Origin of the sequence: Streptomyces erythrochromogenes (assembly GCF_036170895.1) — a bacterium.
Classification (GTDB): domain Bacteria; phylum Actinomycetota; class Actinomycetes; order Streptomycetales; family Streptomycetaceae; genus Streptomyces; species Streptomyces erythrochromogenes.
Genome location: NZ_CP108036.1, coordinates 2219950 through 2238015 on the forward strand (window position 1 = coordinate 2219950; position 18066 = coordinate 2238015).

11 protein-coding genes and 1 pseudogene are annotated in these 18066 nt (G+C 72.1%); 6 read left to right on the forward strand and 6 right to left on the reverse strand.

The genetic code is table 11. From position 1 onward, the window contains the following. Positions 1–34: 34 nt before the first annotated feature. Together OHA91_RS10145 and OHA91_RS10150 are read right to left on the reverse strand one after the other, a co-directional pair. Positions 35–3418, reverse strand: a complete 3384-nt coding sequence (locus tag OHA91_RS10145; protein WP_266492508.1) for an NACHT domain-containing protein — start codon at positions 3416–3418, stop codon at positions 35–37. Between the two features lie 64 nt (positions 3419–3482). After that, positions 3483–4484, reverse strand: a complete 1002-nt coding sequence (locus tag OHA91_RS10150) for an asparaginase (RefSeq protein WP_266492506.1) — start codon at positions 4482–4484, stop codon at positions 3483–3485. 122 nt (positions 4485–4606) lie between these two features. Here OHA91_RS10150 and OHA91_RS10155 point away from each other — a divergent pair, with 122 nt between their 5' ends. After that, positions 4607–5059: an Lrp/AsnC family transcriptional regulator gene (locus OHA91_RS10155; RefSeq protein ID WP_031150977.1), complete on the forward strand. Its 453-nt coding sequence runs from the start codon at positions 4607–4609 to the stop codon at positions 5057–5059. Positions 5060–5153: 94 nt separating this feature from the next. Here the strand turns inward: OHA91_RS10155 and OHA91_RS10160 are convergent, their stop codons facing one another. Both OHA91_RS10160 and argB read right to left on the reverse strand, forming a co-directional pair. Continuing rightward, a complete protein-coding gene (locus tag OHA91_RS10160; RefSeq protein ID WP_328739106.1) occupies positions 5154–7403 on the reverse strand; it encodes an MMPL family transporter in 2250 nt (749 codons plus the stop codon). Positions 7404–7830: 427 nt separating this feature from the next. Further along, on the reverse strand, positions 7831–8805 hold the full coding sequence (gene argB / locus OHA91_RS10165) for an acetylglutamate kinase (protein ID WP_328739108.1): 975 nt from the start codon (positions 8803–8805) through the stop codon (positions 7831–7833). Between the two features lie 416 nt (positions 8806–9221). On the opposite strand from argB, the gene OHA91_RS10170 reads away from it, so the two are divergent. Further along, a complete protein-coding gene (locus OHA91_RS10170) occupies positions 9222–9458 on the forward strand; it encodes an MbtH family protein (protein WP_031150971.1) in 237 nt (78 codons plus the stop codon). 118 nt (positions 9459–9576) lie between these two features. Here OHA91_RS10170 and OHA91_RS10175 read toward each other — a convergent pair whose 3' ends face one another. Beyond that, positions 9577–10935, reverse strand: a complete 1359-nt coding sequence (locus OHA91_RS10175; RefSeq protein WP_031150969.1) for a lysine N(6)-hydroxylase/L-ornithine N(5)-oxygenase family protein — start codon at positions 10933–10935, stop codon at positions 9577–9579. A 234-nt stretch (positions 10936–11169) separates the two neighbouring features. On the opposite strand from OHA91_RS10175, the gene OHA91_RS10180 reads away from it, so the two are divergent. Beyond that, entirely contained in the window at positions 11170–11817 is a 648-nt protein-coding gene (locus OHA91_RS10180; protein ID WP_328739111.1) for an FMN-binding negative transcriptional regulator, read from the forward strand. Positions 11818–11917: 100 nt separating this feature from the next. Here the strand turns inward: OHA91_RS10180 and OHA91_RS10185 are convergent, their stop codons facing one another. Further along, positions 11918–12730: an LmbU family transcriptional regulator gene (locus tag OHA91_RS10185; RefSeq protein ID WP_266492495.1), complete on the reverse strand. Its 813-nt coding sequence runs from the start codon at positions 12728–12730 to the stop codon at positions 11918–11920. A 372-nt stretch (positions 12731–13102) separates the two neighbouring features. Here OHA91_RS10185 and OHA91_RS10190 point away from each other — a divergent pair, with 372 nt between their 5' ends. From OHA91_RS10190 to OHA91_RS40035, 3 genes and pseudogenes are all read left to right on the forward strand, one after another. Further along, positions 13103–14266: a pyridoxal phosphate-dependent aminotransferase gene (locus OHA91_RS10190; protein ID WP_328739114.1), complete on the forward strand. Its 1164-nt coding sequence runs from the start codon at positions 13103–13105 to the stop codon at positions 14264–14266. Between the two features lie 27 nt (positions 14267–14293). Then, positions 14294–15484: a cytochrome P450 gene (locus OHA91_RS10195; RefSeq protein WP_328739116.1), complete on the forward strand. Its 1191-nt coding sequence runs from the start codon at positions 14294–14296 to the stop codon at positions 15482–15484. A 109-nt stretch (positions 15485–15593) separates the two neighbouring features. Beyond that, positions 15594–17939 (forward strand): annotated as a pseudogene (locus OHA91_RS40035) (acyltransferase domain-containing protein); the annotation flags it as partial. Positions 17940–18066: the final 127 nt, after the last annotated feature.

Genomic DNA, 18066 nt, shown 5'->3' on the forward strand with positions numbered 1-18066 from the left:
GCACCCCCGGCGGGGGCGCCGCACGGTCATCCCGTCACCCGAAGAAGACCCTCGTGGACGACGGCAGCAGCTCGACGCCGCGGACCCGGTCCCGGCTCGCGAGGAGCTGAATCTCCTTCAGGCCGGGGAGTGCGCCCAGCGGCCCGATGTCGATGCCGGTGTCGCCCTCCGGCTTGTACTTCCCCGGCAAGCGGCACTCCCCGAGCCCGGGAAAGGCCAGCGGCAGCCGCCGGATCACCATCCGCAGCACCTTCTCCCCGCACGTACCGTCCAGGGTGAGGCTGTGCACACCCGGGAGCGTCATGCCCGCCGGCATGGCCCCGATCGAGGCCGCGGACACCCTGAGGCTGCCGAGGCGGGGCAGGGCCCGGATCTCCTGCCAGTCGGCGGCGGAGGCCGGACTGGACTCGGCGTTGAGCACGAGGCGCACGAGCGCGGGCAGGGAACCGAGCCCGTCGAGTCCGTGCGCGGGGCTCGTTTCACCGCGCACCAGCAGCCCCCGGAGAGGGGCGCCCGTGGGCAGCGACCGCGGGGACCAGTTCAGACCGGTGGGGCCGCTGACGGTCAGCACCTCGAGGTGGCCCAACTGTGCGACGGCGCGCAGGTCGAGGTCCGCCCGGCCCGTCGTGATGCTCAGTTGCCGGATCGGCAGGCCGCCGATCGCGGAGAGGTCCGTCATCTCCGGGCAGCCGTCGATGTCGAGCGTGTGCAGGGCGGACTGCCCCCGCAGGCACTCCAGACCGGACAAGGTGGCTTCGCTCGCGAACGTGATCGCCTGGAGCCTGTGCCGGCCGAGGTACGCCGCCAGGGCCCCCGGGGACACGCCGCCCCTGACGATCAGGCCCTCCGGCCGGACGGCGAGCCGTTCCAGCTGGCCCAGCTGGTCCTCGGACCGGACGGTGTACTGCAGACCCGCCGGATCCAGGTGTGCGACGACCTCGTCGGCGTACTCGGCGCTGTCGAAGCGCGGCCAGGCAAGGAGGAGTTCGGAGCGTACCGGCGGCCAGGGGTGTGCCACGAACTGCGCGAGGTAGGACACGGCGGAGTCCGATCCGACCCGGGAGGCCGCGATCACCACGTGGTACGCGTCCATGTCGTCCAGCTTCTCCGGACCGGGGAGCAGGCTCAGGACGAGCGGGCCGACCTTCGCCAGGGCGCGGGCCTCTTCCGCGTTCGCCGGGGGGATGAGGGTGGCGGTGCGTGCTTCCACGGCCGCGCGCACTTCGGGGTCGAGGGTGGTGGCGTGTTCGAGGCAGGCGGCGGCGAGCAGGTAGATGCGGGCGCGGGTGCGCTGGTCGGAGGAGTTCTCGCCGCGGGCGAGGAGGTCGCGGATGATGGTGACGCGCTCGGCAGGCCGGGCGAGGGCGACGGCCATCCGGATGACGTCCTCCCACTGGTCGTCGTCGGCGTGGCCGGTGAGGAGACCGAAGTCGCCCTCCTCGACCGCGGCCCGGGCGCCGAGGAAGTCCTGGAAGGTGCGGTGGACGAACTCCACGGTGGCGGAAGCCGGTGCCCGCAGGAGTCCGCTGCGCTGGAGGAAGTGGTCGAAGACGACGGGCGCCTCGCCCAGGGCGGCCGCCTCCTGAACCGCGGGCAGGGCGCGGGCGATGATCTCCTCGGCGCGGGAGCGGTCCATCTCCGTGCGACCGTTCTTGATCAGCCAGTACGCGAGGCGTTGCAGCAGGTCGAGTTGCGGCTCCTCCCGCAGGTCCGGGACCGCCATGTCGCGTTCGCGGTCGCGGCGGCTCAGCAGCATGGAGAGGGCCGCCTCGTAGAGGTCCTTGCGGCCGTGCGGGAGGTAGCCGTTGCGGTCGCGGTGGAGGGCGCAGATCAGGCCGCACAGCAGCGGGTTGGTGGCCAGGCGTCCGAGGTCGGGCTTGGTGCGTACGGCGGTGAGGAGCTGGCTCTCGTACGTGCGGAGTTTCGCGTCCGTGTCCCCGCCTTCGCGGGCGGCGGTGTGCCACCGCTTGATGAAGGTGGCGACCTCCGCCCGGCCCATGGCGGACAGGGTCAGCTCGGTGAAGCCCTCTTCTGCGAGCCAGTCCGCGCCGACGGCGGAGGGGCGGGAGGTGACGAGCCAGCGGTTGTCCCCGCCGTAGGTGTCCATGAGGTCCCGCAGCCAGCCGCGGGCGCGTTCCCGTTCCGCGTCGGGGATCTCGTCGATGCCGTCGACGAGGACGAGGCCCCGGCCCGCCGTCAGGATGCGGTGGGCCCATCCGGCGGGCTGCTCGGCCCCCAGCGGGCAGCCGGACGCGGCGAGGAAGTCGGCGGGCGCGGGGAGCCGTTCGCCGTGCCGGGTGAGGGTGCGCAGCGGCAGGACGAAGGGGATGCGGTCGTCCAGGTACTCCGTCTGCGGGGTGAGGTCCTGCCGGGCGGCGGTGACGGCCAGCCACTGCACGAGCGTGGTCTTGCCGGATCCGGCTTCGCCGCGGAGCAGCACCCGGGTGCTCCCGGCCAGGGCCTGGTCGGCCGCCTGCGGCGCGAGGGTCCGAAAGAGCTTCCGGAGGTGGGAGGCACCCTGTTCCACCAGGTCGACTGCGTGGGTTGCCAACGGCCCGGTCCGCGGCTCCCATGCCGTCCCGGACAGCCGTTCCCGCGCCTCATGGCGTGCGATGGATTCCGCCGCGATCACGTCCAGGTCGGCATCGGGTTCGCCCGGCCCGGCGCCGTCCGAGGCCGGCTGGGCGGTCCTCGTCCGCCCGTAGCGCGGCTGCGAGGTGACCTCCAGGCTGAGGTAGGCCACGCCCAGGGGCCACCGTGCCGGGGAGTTGATGAGGTCGATGCCGTAGATGGTCAGTTTGCTGTGCTTGTTCTCCACGTACGGGAGGTACTGCTGCTCGAACGCGGTGTCCTCGGCGCCGGGCAGGGGGGCGCGGCGGATCAGTTCGTCGACCTTGGCGGTCAGTTCGGCGAGGCGGCGGGTCTGCTGGACCAGTGCGTGCGCGACGAACGTCGAGCGTTGCGTGAAGAACTGCAGGACGTGCACGCAGGCGGCCTCGACGAGCCGCTCGTAGAAGTACGTGGCGTCGGCGCTCAGGTGCTTCTCCGGCCGGCCGGCGGCCCGGCGCAGCTCGCGGGCGAAGTCCGCCGATCCGAGCCCGACGGCGTCCAGGTCGGTCATCGTGAGGTCGCCGAGGGCGTACAGGGTGGTCGCGAGGGCGTCGATGACCGCCAGCTCCTCGTCCCGGAGGACGGGACGTTCGCCCGTGCGGAGCGCCTGCTTCACCAGTTTGGCGGCGAGGTCGTGGAGGTCGGAGTCCGTCAGCGAGCGCTTCTCGCCCGTGAAGGACACATAGCCCGAGATGCGGATCGGCCGGTCGACGAGGCCGGCGCCGCCGCCCTCGCTGACGAACAGCCTCTTGATGAGGGGGCCGACGGCCGCCGAGGCCAGTCGGATGCCGATGGTGCCGGGCTCCATGCAACCCCCCGCAGCGTAGCGACCGTTGACGGGAGCCTAACGGTCGCGCACGCCGCCCGGGGCGTTACGCCTCGACGAGTACCGGGCCCTCCGGGGTCAGGGAGTCGCGGAGGATGCGGGCCTGTTCCGCGGTGTCGTCGGTGGCGAGGAGGGCGGAGAGGACCGCGATGCGGGCCTGGCCGGCGCGGAGGGTGCCCGTGGGGACGGCGCCGGCGGCGACGAGGTCCACCGCGCCGCCGTGCGTGTAGATCTCGGTGACCGGCCCGGCCATGACCCGGGTGGTCAGGGCCACCAGCACCCCGCGCGCGACGGCGGCGCGGACCGCTTCGACGATCTCCGGGGTGGCGTTGCCCGCGCCGGTCCCGATGAGGACGATGCCGCGGGCGCCGGCCCCGACGGAGGCGTTCAGGAGCACCGGGTCGGCGTCGGCGTGGTGCATCACCACGTCCACGCGCGGCGGGAGTTCGGGCATCGCGGGCAGCGGGAGCGCGGCCGGGCGCTGGGGGGTGCGCAGGACGGTGACCTTGCCGAAGCCGATCTTCCCGAGCAGTTCCTTGGAGGGGTCCGCGAACGCGTCCAGGGCCACGGCCTGCGTCTTCACGGTGCCGCGTGCGGCGTGCACGCGTCCGGCGAAGGCGATCAGGACGCCGAGCCCGCGGGTGGTGGCGGCGGTGAGCAGTGCGTCGTACAGGTTGCCCGGTCCGTCGCCGTCGGCGGTGCCCATGGGCCGCTGCGAGCCGGTGAAGACCACGGGGCGCGGGTCGTGGTGGTGGAGGTCGACGAGGAACGCCGACTCCTCCAGGGTGTCGGTGCCGTGGGTGACGACGATGCCGTCGACGCCGGGGTCCGCGAGCACCTCGTGCACGGTGCGCAGGAGGGTGAGCTGGTGGGCCGTGGTGAGCCGGGGGCTGTTCACGCTGAACAGGTCGATGACCTCGACGGTCATGCCCTCGGGCAGTGGCGCCGTGGCGATGACCTCGTTGCCGTCGGCGTCCGCCGCGAAGCCGGAGCCCTGCCAGCGGCTGGCTATCGTGCCGCCGGTGCTGATGACGACGATCCGTCCCATGCTGCCTGGCCACCCTTCACTCGCACATATGTACTCAAAGCAGCAATGATAGAGCGATCTACGCGCAATATGCTTGCGTCTTCCGCCGGGGTGGCCGAGAAGGCGTGGGTGATAATTGCGCCATGGATGCCATTGACCGCGATATCTTGCGCGAGCTCCAGGCGGACGGGCGGCTGAGCAACCAGGAGCTCGCCCAGCGGGTGGGGCTGACCCCGTCGCCCTGCATGCGCCGGGTGCGCCAGCTGGAGCAGGACGGGGTGATCCAGGGCTATCGGGCCGTGATCGACCCCGAGGCGGTCGAGCGCGGCTTCGAGGTGCTCGTCTCCGTGGAGGTGCGCCGCGACCGAGAGGCGGTCGAGGCCTTCGAGGCCGCCCTCCAGGACATCCCGGACGTCATCGAGGCCTACCGCCTCTTCGGGAGCCCCGGCTGCCTGCTGCGGATCGCCGTCGCGGACCTGCGCGCGTACGAGCGGCTGTGGATCGAGAAGCTGACCGCCCTCACCGGCATCACCGAGGTCAACTCGCAGATCATCATGAAGCGCATCAAGGAGCCGACCGGCCTGCCGGTCACCTGAGCGAGGCGGGTGGACGGCCGGAACGCCCGTACCCGACGGCTTCGTTGCCGTCGGGTACGGGCTTCGCTGTCGTGCGGCGCTGGTGCGCCGGGGGTCAGCGCAGGGCGCCGGACTCCTGCTCACGGCGCTGCTGGGCGGGCACGGCGGGGGCGGTGCGGCTCAGCTTCTCGCCCTCGACGTCCATGTTGGGCAGCACCCGGTCGAGCCAGCGGGGCAGCCACCAGGCGGAGCGGCCGAGCAGGGCGAACAGGGCGGGCACGAGGGCCATGCGGACCACGAAGGCGTCGAAGAGGACGGCGATGGCGAGGCTGAAGCCGACCATCTTGACGAAGACGTTGTCCTCCATGATGAAGCCGGAGAAGACGCTGACCATGATGATCGCGGCGGCGCCGACCACCCGGCCGCCGTAGCGGAATCCGGTGATCACCGCGTCCTTGGGCTGCGCCCCGTGGACGTAGGCCTCCCGCATGCGGGTCACGAGGAAGACTTCGTAGTCCATCGCGAGGCCGAACACCACACCGATCATGAAGATCGGCAGCGTGCTCATGATCGGGCCGGGGTGTTCGACGCCGAAGAAGTCCCCGAGCCAGCCCCACTGGAAGACGGCCACGACCGCGCCGAGGGCCGCGCTCACGGAGAGCAGGAAGCCGAGGGCCGCCTTGAGCGGGACGAGCAGCGAGCGGAAGACCAGGACCAGCAGGAGGAAGGCGAGCCCGACGACCAGGCCCAGGTAGGGCAGCATCGCGTCGTCGAGGGTCTGGGAGAAGTCGATGAACAGGGCGGTCTGACCGGTCACCAGGATCTCGGCGCCGCCGTTGCCCGCCCCGAGGGTGCCCGCGGCGCCGCGGATGTGGCCGACCAGGTCCTCGGTCGCGGTCTCGGTGGGTCCGGTCTTCGGGATGACGGTGAGGACGGCGGTGTCGCCCTTGTCGTTGGGCGTGGCGGGGGTGACGGTGGCGACGCCCTCGATCTTGGCGAGCTCCTTGCCCACGCCGGCGGCGGCGGTCGCCGCGTCCTTGGCCTGGACGGTGACCATCAGCGGTCCGTTGAACCCGGCGCCGAAGGACTCGGACAGCATGTCGTAGGCCTTGCGCTGGGTGGTCTCCGGCGCCATGGTGCCCTCGCCGGGCAGGCCGAGCTGGAGGCTCGCGGCCGGCACCGCGACGGCGCCGAGGCCGACGACGCCGAAGAGGAGGACGACGAGCGGGCGGCGGACGACGAACCGCGCCCAGCGGGTGCCCAGGTTCGGCTTGTGGCCCTTGGCGGCGCGCTTGTCGGCCTTGCGCTGCTGGCGCTCGGTCAGCGGCTTGCCGTTGTACTGCTTGCGGTCCCGGCGGGGCATGACCTTGATCGGTGCGAAGCCGAGGAGGGCCGGGACGAAGGTGACCGCGATGAGGACGGCGACGGCGACCGTGCCGGCGGCGGCGAGGCCCATCTTGGTGAGCATCGGGATGTTCACCACGGTGAGGCCGGCGAGGGCGACGATGACGGTGAGGCCGGCGAAGACGACGGCGGAGCCGGCCGTGCCGACGGCCCGACCCGCGGCGTCCTGGCGCTCACGGCCTTCGGCCATCTCGGAGCGGTAGCGGGAGACGATGAAGAGGGCGTAGTCGATGCCCACCGCGAGGCCGATCATCAGCGCGAGGGTGGACGTCGTGCTGGACAGGCCGAGGGTGCTGCCGAGTGCGGTGATGGCCGCGCCACCGATGGCGACGCCGAGGATGGCCGTGAGCAGGGGCATGCCGGCGGCGATCATCGAGCCGAAGGTGAGGACCAGGACGATCGCGGAGACGAGGATGCCGATGCCTTCGGCTCCGCCGCCCGGCGCTCCGTCGACCTTGACGGCGTCGCCGCCGGCCTCGACGACGAGACCGGTCGCCCGGGCGTCCTCGAGCGCCTTGTCGAGGCCGTCGTGGGCCTCGTCGGTCAGCTTGAGCGCGGTCAGCTTGTAGGTGGCGACGGCGTAGGCCGTGGTGCCGTCCTGGCTGATGGCGTCGGTCTTGAAGGGGTCGGACGCGGAGACCACGTCCGGTGCCTTGGAGAGGGCCCCGACGAGGGTCTCGACCTTGGCCTTCTGGGCGGGGTCGGAGAGCTTCTCGCCGCCGGGCGTACGGACCACCACGCGGGCGGTGGCGCCGTCCACGCTCATGGCCGGGAACTTCTCCTTCAGCAGGTCGAAGGCCTTCTGGGACTCCGTACCCGGCATCGAGAACGTGTCGGCGGGCGGAGCCGGCGCGGTGGAGGCCGCGAAACCGACCCCGACCAGGACGGCGACCCACAACAGTGCGACCAGACCGCGTCGCCGGAAGGCGAATCGTCCCACTTTGTAAAGGAAGGTAGCCATAGCGAAAAGAACTCCTGTTTGAATCGGTGGTGCGAGCGGGGTGGTTCCGGCGAAGTCCGTGAAGGCGGAATCAGGGAAGGCGCGGCCGGGATGGAAGGGGGCGCCGATTCCGTGACGCCATGATGGCACACACATGGCGCCACTGTCGCGCCAAATGTGAGCCACCCAACTGGAGAGGCCGAAAGAAGCCGGTTGTTCGGCGGTCGTACGGGGCGCTCGCCGGGGGCGCGTAAACCCTGCCGACCTGGGCGGTCGAGGCCGTGGGCGGCCTTGATACCGGTCAAGGGCCGGGCTCCACCGGCCGGTTGATACCGGCCACCCCTCACGCCGGGACCGCACCCAGCGCGGTGGCGCCAACCGGGGCCATGTGGCGCCATCATGACGCCACTGCGGTCGGCGGATAACCGGGCCCGGGCGGCCGTTCCGCTCACGGCCGCGCCTCCGCCCGGCCCGGCCCCGGCTCGCCGGGCCCCGGCTCGCCGGGCCCCGGCTCCGGGTCGAGGTCCGGGTCCGGGTCGGGATCCGGCACGATCACCGTGCCGACGCCCTCGTCCGTGAACATCTCCAGCAGGACCGCGTGCGGGACCCGCCCGTCGATCACGCGTGCGGTGCCGACGCCGCCCCGCACGGCGTGCAGGCAGCCGGTCATCTTGGGGACCATCCCGTCGGCGAGCTCCGGCAGCAGCTTCTCCAGCTCGCGTGCGGTGAGCCGGGCGATGACCTCGCCGCCGGCCGGCCAGCCCGCGTACAGGCCCTCGACGTCGGTGAGCATTACGAGCGCCTGCGCGCGCAGGGCAGTGGCCAGCGCGGCCGCCGCCGTATCGGCGTTGACGTTGTAGACGTGGCCGTCCTCGGCGCTGCGGGCGACGGAGGAGACGACCGGGATGCGACCGTCCGCGAGGAGCGCCTCGATGGCTCCGGTGTCCACCCGGGTGATGTCGCCGACCCGGCCGATGTCCACCGGCTCGCCGTCGACCCACGGGACGTGCCGGACCGCAGTGAGGGTGTCCGCGTCCTCGCCGGTCATTCCGACGGCCAGCGGGCCGTTCGCGTTGATCAGTCCGACGAGCTCGCGCTGGACCTGCCCCGCGAGCACCATCCGGACCACGTCCATCGCGGGGGCCGAGGTGACCCGCAGGCCCGCCTTGAACTCGCTGGCAAGGCCCCGTCGTTCGAGCTCGGCGCCGATCTGCGGGCCGCCGCCGTGGACGACCACGGGCCTCAGCCCGGCGTAGCGCAGGAAGACGACGTCGCGGGCGAAGGCGGCGGTCAGCCGCTCGTCGGCCATGGCGTGCCCGCCCAGCTTGATGACGACGGTGCGGTTCTGGTGGCGGGTCAGCCAAGGCAGCGCCTCGCAGACGGACCGCGCCTTCTCCAGGGCGGACCACCGACTGGGCATCATGAGAACCTCGTGCGCAGGGGGAAGAGAACGGCCGGCCGCGCTGGCGACGCTCATCGGCACAACTCCTTCTGTGGAGGACTCCGGCTCCCGGGGACGTGAAGGACCACGGCACGGGCCGTGGTCGCCCGTCCAGCATTGCGCGCGAGAAGGCGCGAAAGGAAGTCCGTTCCCGGGAACTCAGGCAGAACACCGTGAAATTGGGGCAGGGTGTTCGCAGCCGTCCCGTCAACAGGACGGCGGGCGAGGCGCATCGGCGGGACCGGTGGGCGCCTCATCGACGCACCGGTCTCCACCGGGCGTCCGAAAGGTGCCATGATCGGGCACGGCGGTCTCGCCAACTCCATCCCCATTAATGGATGACGGTCCGTTCCCCGTCCGGGAAACGGACCGTGAACGGCTTGAATTGGAGTGGATGCATGAGCAGCAACCCGTTCGACGACGCCGATGGCCGGTTCTACGTCTTGGTGAACGACGAGGGCCAGCACTCGCTGTGGCCGTCGTTCGCCGAGATTCCCGCCGGCTGGAGCGTCGTATTCGGCGAGGAAAGCCGCCAGCTGTGCCTGGAGCACGTCGAGGCGAACTGGACCGACCTGCGGCCGAAGAGCCTGCGCGACGCGATGGCCGCGGACCGGGTTTCCGCCGACGCCGCGTGAAGTGAATCCGGTATTCCGCGCATTCCGCGGAACAGCCGATGAAGGACGAAGGGTGGGCCCCGGTGCTGGACGAACAGCACCGGGGCCCACCCTTCGGTCGTGCCGGGGTGAAGCCGGGTCAGGCCCGGACGGCCGCGCCCGCAGCCTCGACGGCACGCACCCCGGCCAGTTCCTGCTCGGCCCTGCGCAGGACGATGGAGTCGGCGATCTCCCCGCTGCGCACGGCGATGTTCGACAGCAGGGACGACGACAGGCCGTGGGTGTGCTCGGTGCCGCCCTGGAGGTAGATCCCGCAGGACGGCCCCGACGCGGCGACGAGGCGGTAGTCGCGCTCCACCCGGTGCCGGCCGGTCTCGTCCCGCAGGAAGTGCCGGTCGAAGTCGCCTAGCAGGCCGGCCGGGTCCATGCCCTCGTAGCCGGTCGCGAAGACGAGCGCGTCGACGTCCAGCTCCTGCGGCTCGCTGTCGAGCAGCGACGTGAGGGTGAGCCGTGTCTCGTTGCCGACCCTGGCGACGTCGGCCACCCGGGTGAGGTTGAGGAAGTGCAGCCGCTTGTGGCCGCGCACCTCCTCCTCGTACGAGCGCTGGTGCAGGTCGCGGATGACCTCGTCGTCGACGACGGAGTAGTTCGTGTTGCGGTGGTAGTGCCAGAAGGCCTCCCGCGCCCGGTCGGTGCCGAAGTAGTACTCGTCGACCGCGGCCGGGTCGAACACCTGGTTGGCGAAGGGAGTGTCGTCCGCGACGGAGTAGCCGTAGGACGGGATGACCGCGCTGACGCGCGCGTGCGGGAGCATGTCGTACAGGAACCGGGTGATCTCGGCCGCGCTCTGGCCGGCGCCGACCACCGCCACGCTCTTGAGCTCGTTCGGGTCCAGGCCGCGGAACCTCTCCAGGAACTGGGAGCTGTGCCAGACCCGTTCGTCGGCGGTCACCCCGGCCGGCAGGCGCGGCACCAGGCCGGTCGATATGGCCACGTTGCGCGCCCTGACCAGCCTGACGTCGCCGCCGGGGCCCCGCACCTCAAGCTGGAGGTGGTCGGGGGAGCCGGTCCCGGCGTCCCCGACGGGGCGGATCGCGGTGACCTCGGATCCGTAGGACACGCGGTCGGCGAGGCCGGCCGCCGCCCATTCCAGGTACTGGTGGAATTCCTGCCGGGTCGGGAAGAAGTCCTGGTTGTTGACGAACTGCACCAGTCTCCCGGCCGCGTGCAGATACGAAACGAAACTGAACCTGGACACCGGATTGCGGAAGGTAGCCAGGTCCTTCAGGAACGAGATCTGCATGGTCGTCGACGGCAGCAGCATATTGCGGTGCCAGCCGAACGATGCCTGGCGCTCGAAGAACGCGGCCTTGACCGGACGGTCCGGAACATTGGCCCGGTGCTCTTCCAGAGCGATTGCGAGCGACAGGTTGGACGGGCCGAAGCCGATGCCCACCACGTCGTGAATCTCGTGTTCATGCGTACTCGTTGTACCCATAGACAATTCTCCCGCTAGCGTCTTGGAATCTCGACCGGTGATCCGGGAGACCTTTATTCAGTATTGCGCCGGAGAACGTCCCGGCGCCAACCTGAAGTCACCAACAAAGCAATCCGAGCGGCCTTTGCGCGAACCGAATACCGAAGACCTTTGTCCCGGTGACAGGACGGCGGTACGGTCGGTCCGGATTTCCATGTGTTCGCGCACCGAGCCGACTGAAAGGGTGAATCCCGGATGTTCGTCCCCAGTAACTACCGTGAACCGGACAGTTCATGGATGACAGACCTGATGCGCGACAATCCATTGGCGCTGGCGGTGATCAACGGGACCGCCGAGGGCGGGCCTTTCGCCACCCATCTTCCGGTCATCGCCGATCCGCGGGCGAACGAGGAATGGGCGCCGGACCTTTCGGGTGCCAGACTGCTCGGACACATGAACAAGGCCAATCCGCACTGGGCGGCCATGAAGACCGGCGGCGTCGTCCTGCTGACCTTCACCGGCCCGCATTCCTATGTCTCTCCGACGGTGTACGAGAAATCACCGGCGGCCCCGACGTGGGATTTCACCTCGGTGCACGTGCGCGGCGTGGTGGAGAAGATCGAATCGAGCGAGGAGACGATGGACGTGGTGCAGTCCACCGTGCGCGCCTTCGAGGAGGCGAAGTTCGGATCGGGCTGGGACATGACCGACTCGATCGGCTACTTCCACCAGCTCCTGCCGGCCGTGGGCGCCTTCCGGATCACGGTGACCGGCGCCGAGGGCATGTTCAAACTCAGCCAGGAGCAGCCCGCCGAGGTGCGCGGGCGGGTGCTGGACTCCTTCACCCACAGCGGGTGCACGCGGCAGCACGACACGGCCGACCTCATGCGGCAGCTGCCCTGACCGGCCGGACGGGGGCCCGGGCCCTCGGCGCCCGGGCCCCCAGGGCCCGCACTCCCCCGCGGAGTGCGGGCCCGACGGTCCGCCGTCGTGCGCGCGGTGTTCAGGCATCGGGGGCCGGCCTGTCGGGCTCCCCCGTCCCCGCCGGCGGTTTCGGCCCTTCGATCTCCAAGGGGCCCCGGACCTCCGGCGGCTGCCGGGACCCGGCCGCCGCCGTGAGCTCCGCCGGCCCCTCCACGGCCTCCTCCAGCCTGCCGAGCTCCGCCAGGGCCTGCTTCGCGGCGCTGTCCAGGGTGACGAGCACCCAGCGTTCGAAGTCGACACCCGCCTGCTCGGCGGCCTTGTGCCACCACTCCAGACGGCTGCCCGGCACTTCCAGCCTCCGCGTCGGTTCCGCGGGGACCCGGACCCGGTCCTGGCTCTCGCGGGCGGCGCGGATGGCGCTGCGCAGCTGTTTGGTGGTCCACCGGCACTGCTCGGCACGGTCGAGCCAGGTCTCCTGCTCGTCGTGCGGCAGGGACGCCAGCTCCGCGTGGTGCTGGAAGCTGAGGGAGCCCCGCCGTCGGCCGAAGTCGAACCGGCGGGAGACCCAGGCGTAGTTGCGCAGCGTCTGGTACTGGAGCCCCGCGGCCCTGATCCCGCGCTGGTAGCGGTCGGTGTAGTGGTCCTTGCCGTACACGAGCCAGTCGCCCAGCCACCATGAAGAGGAATCTACGATTCCGGACAGCTGGCGGCCGGCCTTCTCCCAGTCGTCGAAGGACATCCCCGCAGGCATCTGCAGACCCACCTTGGTGGTCAGCACCTGACCGCGCCGCGGGTCCTCGCCCATGCCCCTGTGCGGCTTCGGCGCCGCCTCGGGGCCCGTACGGATCCGACCCGTTCTCGATCCCTCGATGTCGCCGACCTGAATCGCCATCGTGCCTCCACGTGAAGGGGCCAACAGAACAGGTGTGGAGGCTCGCAGCACGTGCTAAAGGCGTGCCAAAGCCGCCCGCGGCGTCCCGTCGACGGGACGGGAACGACCGACTCGTCGAACAATCGAACAGCAGTTGCCCGCTGCCGCCGCCTGTCGTCGCCGTTCTGTTCTCCGCCTCCCGGCCGAGAGGTATGTTCATTCTCGGCCAGAGTTTCCCCGCAGCGGCTCGGCAGAATTCCCAGCGCCGCCGGCTCGGCTTTTTCACGAGGCACCAGAGGTAGAGCGGAACGGCTACGGCCATTTCTCCGCGCCCGCACTGCGCCTCCCTATTCATCTCATTCAGTCGATTCGGCATGAGCAGGAGGATCGGAAATGACGCACTCACGGGCCCACAAGTCGCCCGTCTCGTCGCGTGCGGCGAGGCTCAAGGGCAGCGGGCTGACCGAGGTGTTCATGCTGGCGCGGACCCGCGACGCCGTCGATCTGGCGGTCGGCACACCGGGCCACCCCGAGACCTCCGCGGACCTGATCGAGGAGGCGGCCCGTGCCATGCGGGCCGGCCACAACCAGTACGAGCACCCCAACGGGGACGCCCTGCTGCGGCAGCGGATCGCGGAGTCCCTCGGCACCCCCACCGACCCGGACACCGAGATCACGGTCACCGCGGGCGCGACGGAGGCCCTCTTCGTCGCGCTGCTGGCGACCGTCGATCCCGGCGACGAGGTCATCCTCCTCGACCCCGGCTTCGACCACTTCAGCGCCGCCGTCGAACTGACCGGGGCGGTACCCCGCTACGTACGGCTGCACGCGCCCGAGTGGCGCTTCGACCCCGCCGAGCTGGCCGCCGCCTTCTCCCCCCGGACCCGGGCCGTCGTCCTGAACACCCCCGGCAACCCGACCGGACGCGTGCTCACCCGCCAGGAGCTGGGCGAGATCGCCGCGTTGTGCGAGCGGTGGGACGTCACCGTGATCTCCGACGAGGTCTACCGCGCCTTCGTCTTCGACGGGCGCACCCACGTCTCCGTGGCCGACGTGCCCGGGCTGGCCGAGCGCAGCATCGTCGTCGGGTCCCTGTCCAAGAGCCACGCCGTCAGCGGATGGCGGCTGGGCTTCCTGCGCTCCGACCCCGTGCGCACGGGCGCCCTGCGCCAGGTGCACGAGCTCACCACGCTGGGCGCCGCGGTCCCCCTCCAGGTGGCCGCAGGGCGCACCGCCCACGGCGTCGACCTGACGGTCGCGGCGGCCGAGATGGCCGACCGGCGCGACCTCGCCCAGGACGTCTTCTCCCGCGCGGGCATGAAGTTCGCCCCCGCGGAGGGCGGTTGCTTCCTCTTCGCCGACATCTCCCCGCTCACCGGCGGCCGGCAGGACAGCCTCGGCTTCGTCCGCGAACTCCTGGACCGGACCGGGGTGCTGGTCGTACCCGGAACGCCCTTCTTCGCCGACCCCGCCGACGGGGAGAGTTACGTGCGCATCGCGTTCAACCGGCAGACCGCGGTCCTGCGCGAGGCCGAGCGCCGCCTCTTGAACACCTGACCGCCGACCACAACGGGGAGGAAAGGCATGAAGCACCGCAGCGCCGGCCCGCTGGGCCCGCTTCCGGAGTTCCTCGGTCAGTACGTGGCCGGGGAGGGGCAGGTCCCCGACGGCATCGACGTCGTCCCGTTCTTCACGCCCGCCGGCGACAAGATGTGGCTGGTGTGCGACTACGCGCTGGCCCGCCGGGTCCTGACGGACAAGAGGTTCAGCCGCGCCGAGGCCCTCACGCCGCAGGCCCCCAAGCTCAACGACGCCCAACCCGTGCCGAATTCCATGATGAGCATGGACGGAGCGGACCACTCCAGGCTGCGGCGCGTCGTGACCAAGGCGTTCACCACCGGCCGCACGGCCGCCATGGCGCCGGCCGTGGAGGAGCTGGCCGACCGCCACCTCGACGCCCTGGCCGCGTCGGGGCCGGGCACCGACCTGATCGAGGCGCTCGTCGCACCGCTGCCACTGGCCGTCCTGTGCTCGCTGCTCGGCGTACCCCCCGAGGACGCCACCCGCTTCCGCGACTGGGTCGAGGTGCTCTTCGACATCTCCGCCAGCACCCCGCAGGAGAAGGCCCGCCGCCGCCTCGAACTCATCGACTACATGGCCGACCTGATCGACCACAAGCGCCGCCGGCCGCAGGACGACCTGCTCACCTCCATGATCGCGGCGCACGAGCAGGGCGACCTGTCCATGGGCGAGCTGCTCACCATGGGACTCACCCTGCTGATGGCCGGCTACGAGACCGTCGTCGGGCAGCTCGGCCTGTCGGTGCACGCCCTGCTCCGCGACCCCGCCGCGTACGGGGAGCTGTGCGGGCGGCCCGACCGGCTGGCCCCCACGGTCGAGGAACTGCTGCGGCTGACCCCCTCCACCCCGATCAGCTTCCCCCGGGTGGCGGTGGAAGCCGTACCGCTCGGCAGCGTCACCATCCAGGCCGGGGAGGGCGTCATCGTCTCCCTGCTGCACGGGAACCGGGACGGCAAGACGTTCACGGAACCCGGACTGCTGGATCCGCAGGGGCACGACGCCGCCCACCTGACGTTCGGGCACGGCGTCCACCGGTGTCTCGGCGCCCCGCTGGCCAGGCTCCAGTTGCAGATCGTGCTGGAGCGGCTGACGCGGCGGTTCCCGACCCTGCGGACGGCCTCGGGGCCTGACGCCGTGGTCTGGAAGGACGGCCTCGGCACGCGCGGGCTGGCCCGGCTGCACGTGGAGTGGTAGCCGCCGCAAGCGGGCCGGTCGTACAGGCGGGTCGCCTCCCGGGTGTTCCGGGCGGCCCCCTCGAAGTGCTGCTCCCCGGAACACCTTTGGACTTGGAGTGAGGATCCGCATGTCTGTCGAGACCACCCGCAGCGATGCCGAGTTCGTCGGGGACGCCGGGACCACCGGGGAGCCCGTCGCCGTCATCGGGCTGTCCTGCCGCTTCCCGGGGGCGGACGGGCCCGCCGAGGGCTTCGACCCGGCGTTCTTCCGTCTCGGGCCGGAGGCGGCCGCGTCGGTGGACGCGCGGCAGCGGCTCCTGCTGGAGCTGTGCTGGGAGGCCCTGGAGGGGGCCGGGATCGTACCGGCGTCGCTGCGCGGGGCCGCCGGTACGGGGCTCTTCCTCGGCGTGGACGACGAGGGCGGGGCCGAGGCCCTCGCCGGTGGGGTCGGGGCCGTGTTCGGCCTGAGCGGTGTGCGCCGGACCGTGCGCGCGGGAGCCGCGGCCGCACCGGCGGCTGTGCACCTCGCGGCCGAGAGCCTGCGCTCCGGGGAGAGCCTGATCGCCCTCGCGGGCACCACGGACGGGGCCGTCGTCGTCCTCAAGCCCCTGCCCCGGGCCGAGGCGGACGGCGACAGGATCCTCGCCGTGCTCGCCACCACGGGCCCGGCGGCCGGACCCGGAGCCGGCACCGGGACCGGGGCCGGGGCCGGGGCTTCAGCCCAGGACCGGGCCGCCGCCATGGACAAGGCGGGTCCCGCCGAGGGCGAGGAGGCCGACGGAGCGGATGCCGCGGGCGGCGGCCCCACCGAAGGTCCGGACGCCGGGCGGCCCGCGGCGGTCCGCGAAGCGGTCGACGGTGACGGCGGCGCCCGCCGGTCGGTGGACGACGTCGGCCGGGGCGTCGGACGGCCGGGCGAAGCCGACGGCGGCCTCACGGCCGGAGCGGCGGGTACCACCTCGGACGAGCCGGGCGCCGGCGGCGAAGCCGACGCCAGGCGCGAGGACTTCGCCGGAGGCGACGGGTTCACCCGGGCGGCCGGGGCCGCCGACGAGGGTGAGGACTTCGCCGGAGGCGACGGGTTCGCCGGGGCAGGGGCCCGGGCCGGGGCGCGGCTGGCCGCGGCGGTGCGCTCCGCTGGGGCCGGGCAGGCCGGCGTGGTTCGTGCGGTCGACGGGAACGGGGTGGTGTGGGCCGTGGAGGTCGACGGAACGCCCCGCGGCGGTGCACAGGAACGGTTCGCCGGGCGGCCGGCCGCCTTCCGGGCCGGCGTGCTGCCGTGGGTGCTCTCCGGGCACAGCGCGCAGGCCGAGCGCGCCCGGGCGGGGCAGCTCCTCGCACAGCTCGCCGAGGGCGCCGGCGATCGCGCCGACCTCGCCGCCATCGGCCACTCGCTGGCCGTCTCGCGCACCGCGTTCGCGCACCGCTCCGTCCTGCTGGCCGCCACCGGGGCGGAGTTCACGGAGGAACTGGCCGCGCTGGCCGAGGGCCGCCGCGGCCCCGGACGCGTGGGCGGCACGGCCGTGCCGCGCGACCGGACCGTCTTCGTCTTCCCCGGCCACGGCGCGCAGTGGCCCGGCATGGCCGCCGACCTGCTCGACGCCTCGGACGTCTTCCTCGCCAGTGTCCGGGCCACCGCCGAAGCGCTCGCCCCGTACGTCGACTGGTCCCTGGAGGACGTACTGCGCGGTGCGCCCGGCGCACCCGCGCCCGACCGCATCGACGTCGTCCAGCCCGCCCTGTTCGCCACCTCCCTCGGTCTCGCCGCCCTCTGGCGCTCCTTCGGCATCGAGCCGGCCGCGGTCGTCGGCCACAGCATCGGCGAGATGGCGGCGGCCGTCGTCGCGGGCGGACTGACCCTGGAGGACGGCGCCCGGACCAGCGCGCTCTGCGGCAAGGCCCAGGCCCGGCTCGCGGGACGCGGCTCCATGCTCTCGATCCTGCTGCCCCTCGACGAGGTGCGGCCGAGGATCGCCCCGTACGGCGGGCGGCTCTCCGTCGCGGGCGTCAACGGGCCGCGCTCGATCACCGTGGCCGGCGACCTCGACGCCGTCGAGCAGCTCCAGGAGGAGCTCACCGCCGAGGGCGTGCGGGTCAGGCGCGTCGCCATCGACTACGCGGCGCACTCCGCGCACATCGACGAGGTCCACGAAGAGCTGCTCACCGCGCTGGCCCCGGTCCGCCCGCGCAGGGGGAGCATCCCCTTCTACTCGGCCCTGACGGGCGCGCTGCTCGACACCCGCTCGCTGGACGCCTCGTACTGGTTCCGCAGCCTGCGCGAGACCGTGCTGTTCGAGAGCTCGGTCCGGTGCGTGGCCGACCACGACCTCTTCGTCGAGATCGGCCCGCACCCGGTGCTGACGCTGCCCCTCGAACAGACCCTGGAGGCCACCGGGTCCACCGCCGCCGTGGTCGGCTCGCTGCGGCGGGGCACGGACGGCCCGCACCGCTTCCTGTCCTCCGCGGCCGAGGCGTACGCGCACGGCGCCCCGGTGGACTGGAGCCCCGTCTTCCCCGCGGACGCCCCGGTCGTCGCCCTGCCCACGTACCCCTTCCGGCCCGGTACGTCCGCCACCGGCGACCCCTTCGGGACCGGCGGTG

What these genes read in the sequence shown, in the direction of transcription:
- OHA91_RS10145 (WP_266492508.1), bottom strand. Translation starts at nt 3,418, where the DNA reads ATGGAGCCCGGCACCATCGGCATCCGACTGGCCTCGGCGGCCGTCGGC.
- OHA91_RS10150 (WP_266492506.1), bottom strand. Translation starts at nt 4,484, where the DNA reads ATGGGACGGATCGTCGTCATCAGCACCGGCGGCACGATAGCCAGCCGC.
- OHA91_RS10155 (WP_031150977.1), top strand. Translation starts at nt 4,607, where the DNA reads ATGGATGCCATTGACCGCGATATCTTGCGCGAGCTCCAGGCGGACGGG.
- OHA91_RS10160 (WP_328739106.1), bottom strand. Translation starts at nt 7,403, where the DNA reads ATGGCTACCTTCCTTTACAAAGTGGGACGATTCGCCTTCCGGCGACGC.
- argB (WP_328739108.1), bottom strand. Translation starts at nt 8,805, where the DNA reads ATGATGCCCAGTCGGTGGTCCGCCCTGGAGAAGGCGCGGTCCGTCTGC.
- OHA91_RS10170 (WP_031150971.1), top strand. Translation starts at nt 9,222, where the DNA reads ATGAGCAGCAACCCGTTCGACGACGCCGATGGCCGGTTCTACGTCTTG.
- OHA91_RS10175 (WP_031150969.1), bottom strand. Translation starts at nt 10,935, where the DNA reads ATGGGTACAACGAGTACGCATGAACACGAGATTCACGACGTGGTGGGC.
- OHA91_RS10180 (WP_328739111.1), top strand. Translation starts at nt 11,170, where the DNA reads ATGTTCGTCCCCAGTAACTACCGTGAACCGGACAGTTCATGGATGACA.
- OHA91_RS10185 (WP_266492495.1), bottom strand. Translation starts at nt 12,730, where the DNA reads ATGGCGATTCAGGTCGGCGACATCGAGGGATCGAGAACGGGTCGGATC.
- OHA91_RS10190 (WP_328739114.1), top strand. Translation starts at nt 13,103, where the DNA reads ATGACGCACTCACGGGCCCACAAGTCGCCCGTCTCGTCGCGTGCGGCG.
- OHA91_RS10195 (WP_328739116.1), top strand. Translation starts at nt 14,294, where the DNA reads ATGAAGCACCGCAGCGCCGGCCCGCTGGGCCCGCTTCCGGAGTTCCTC.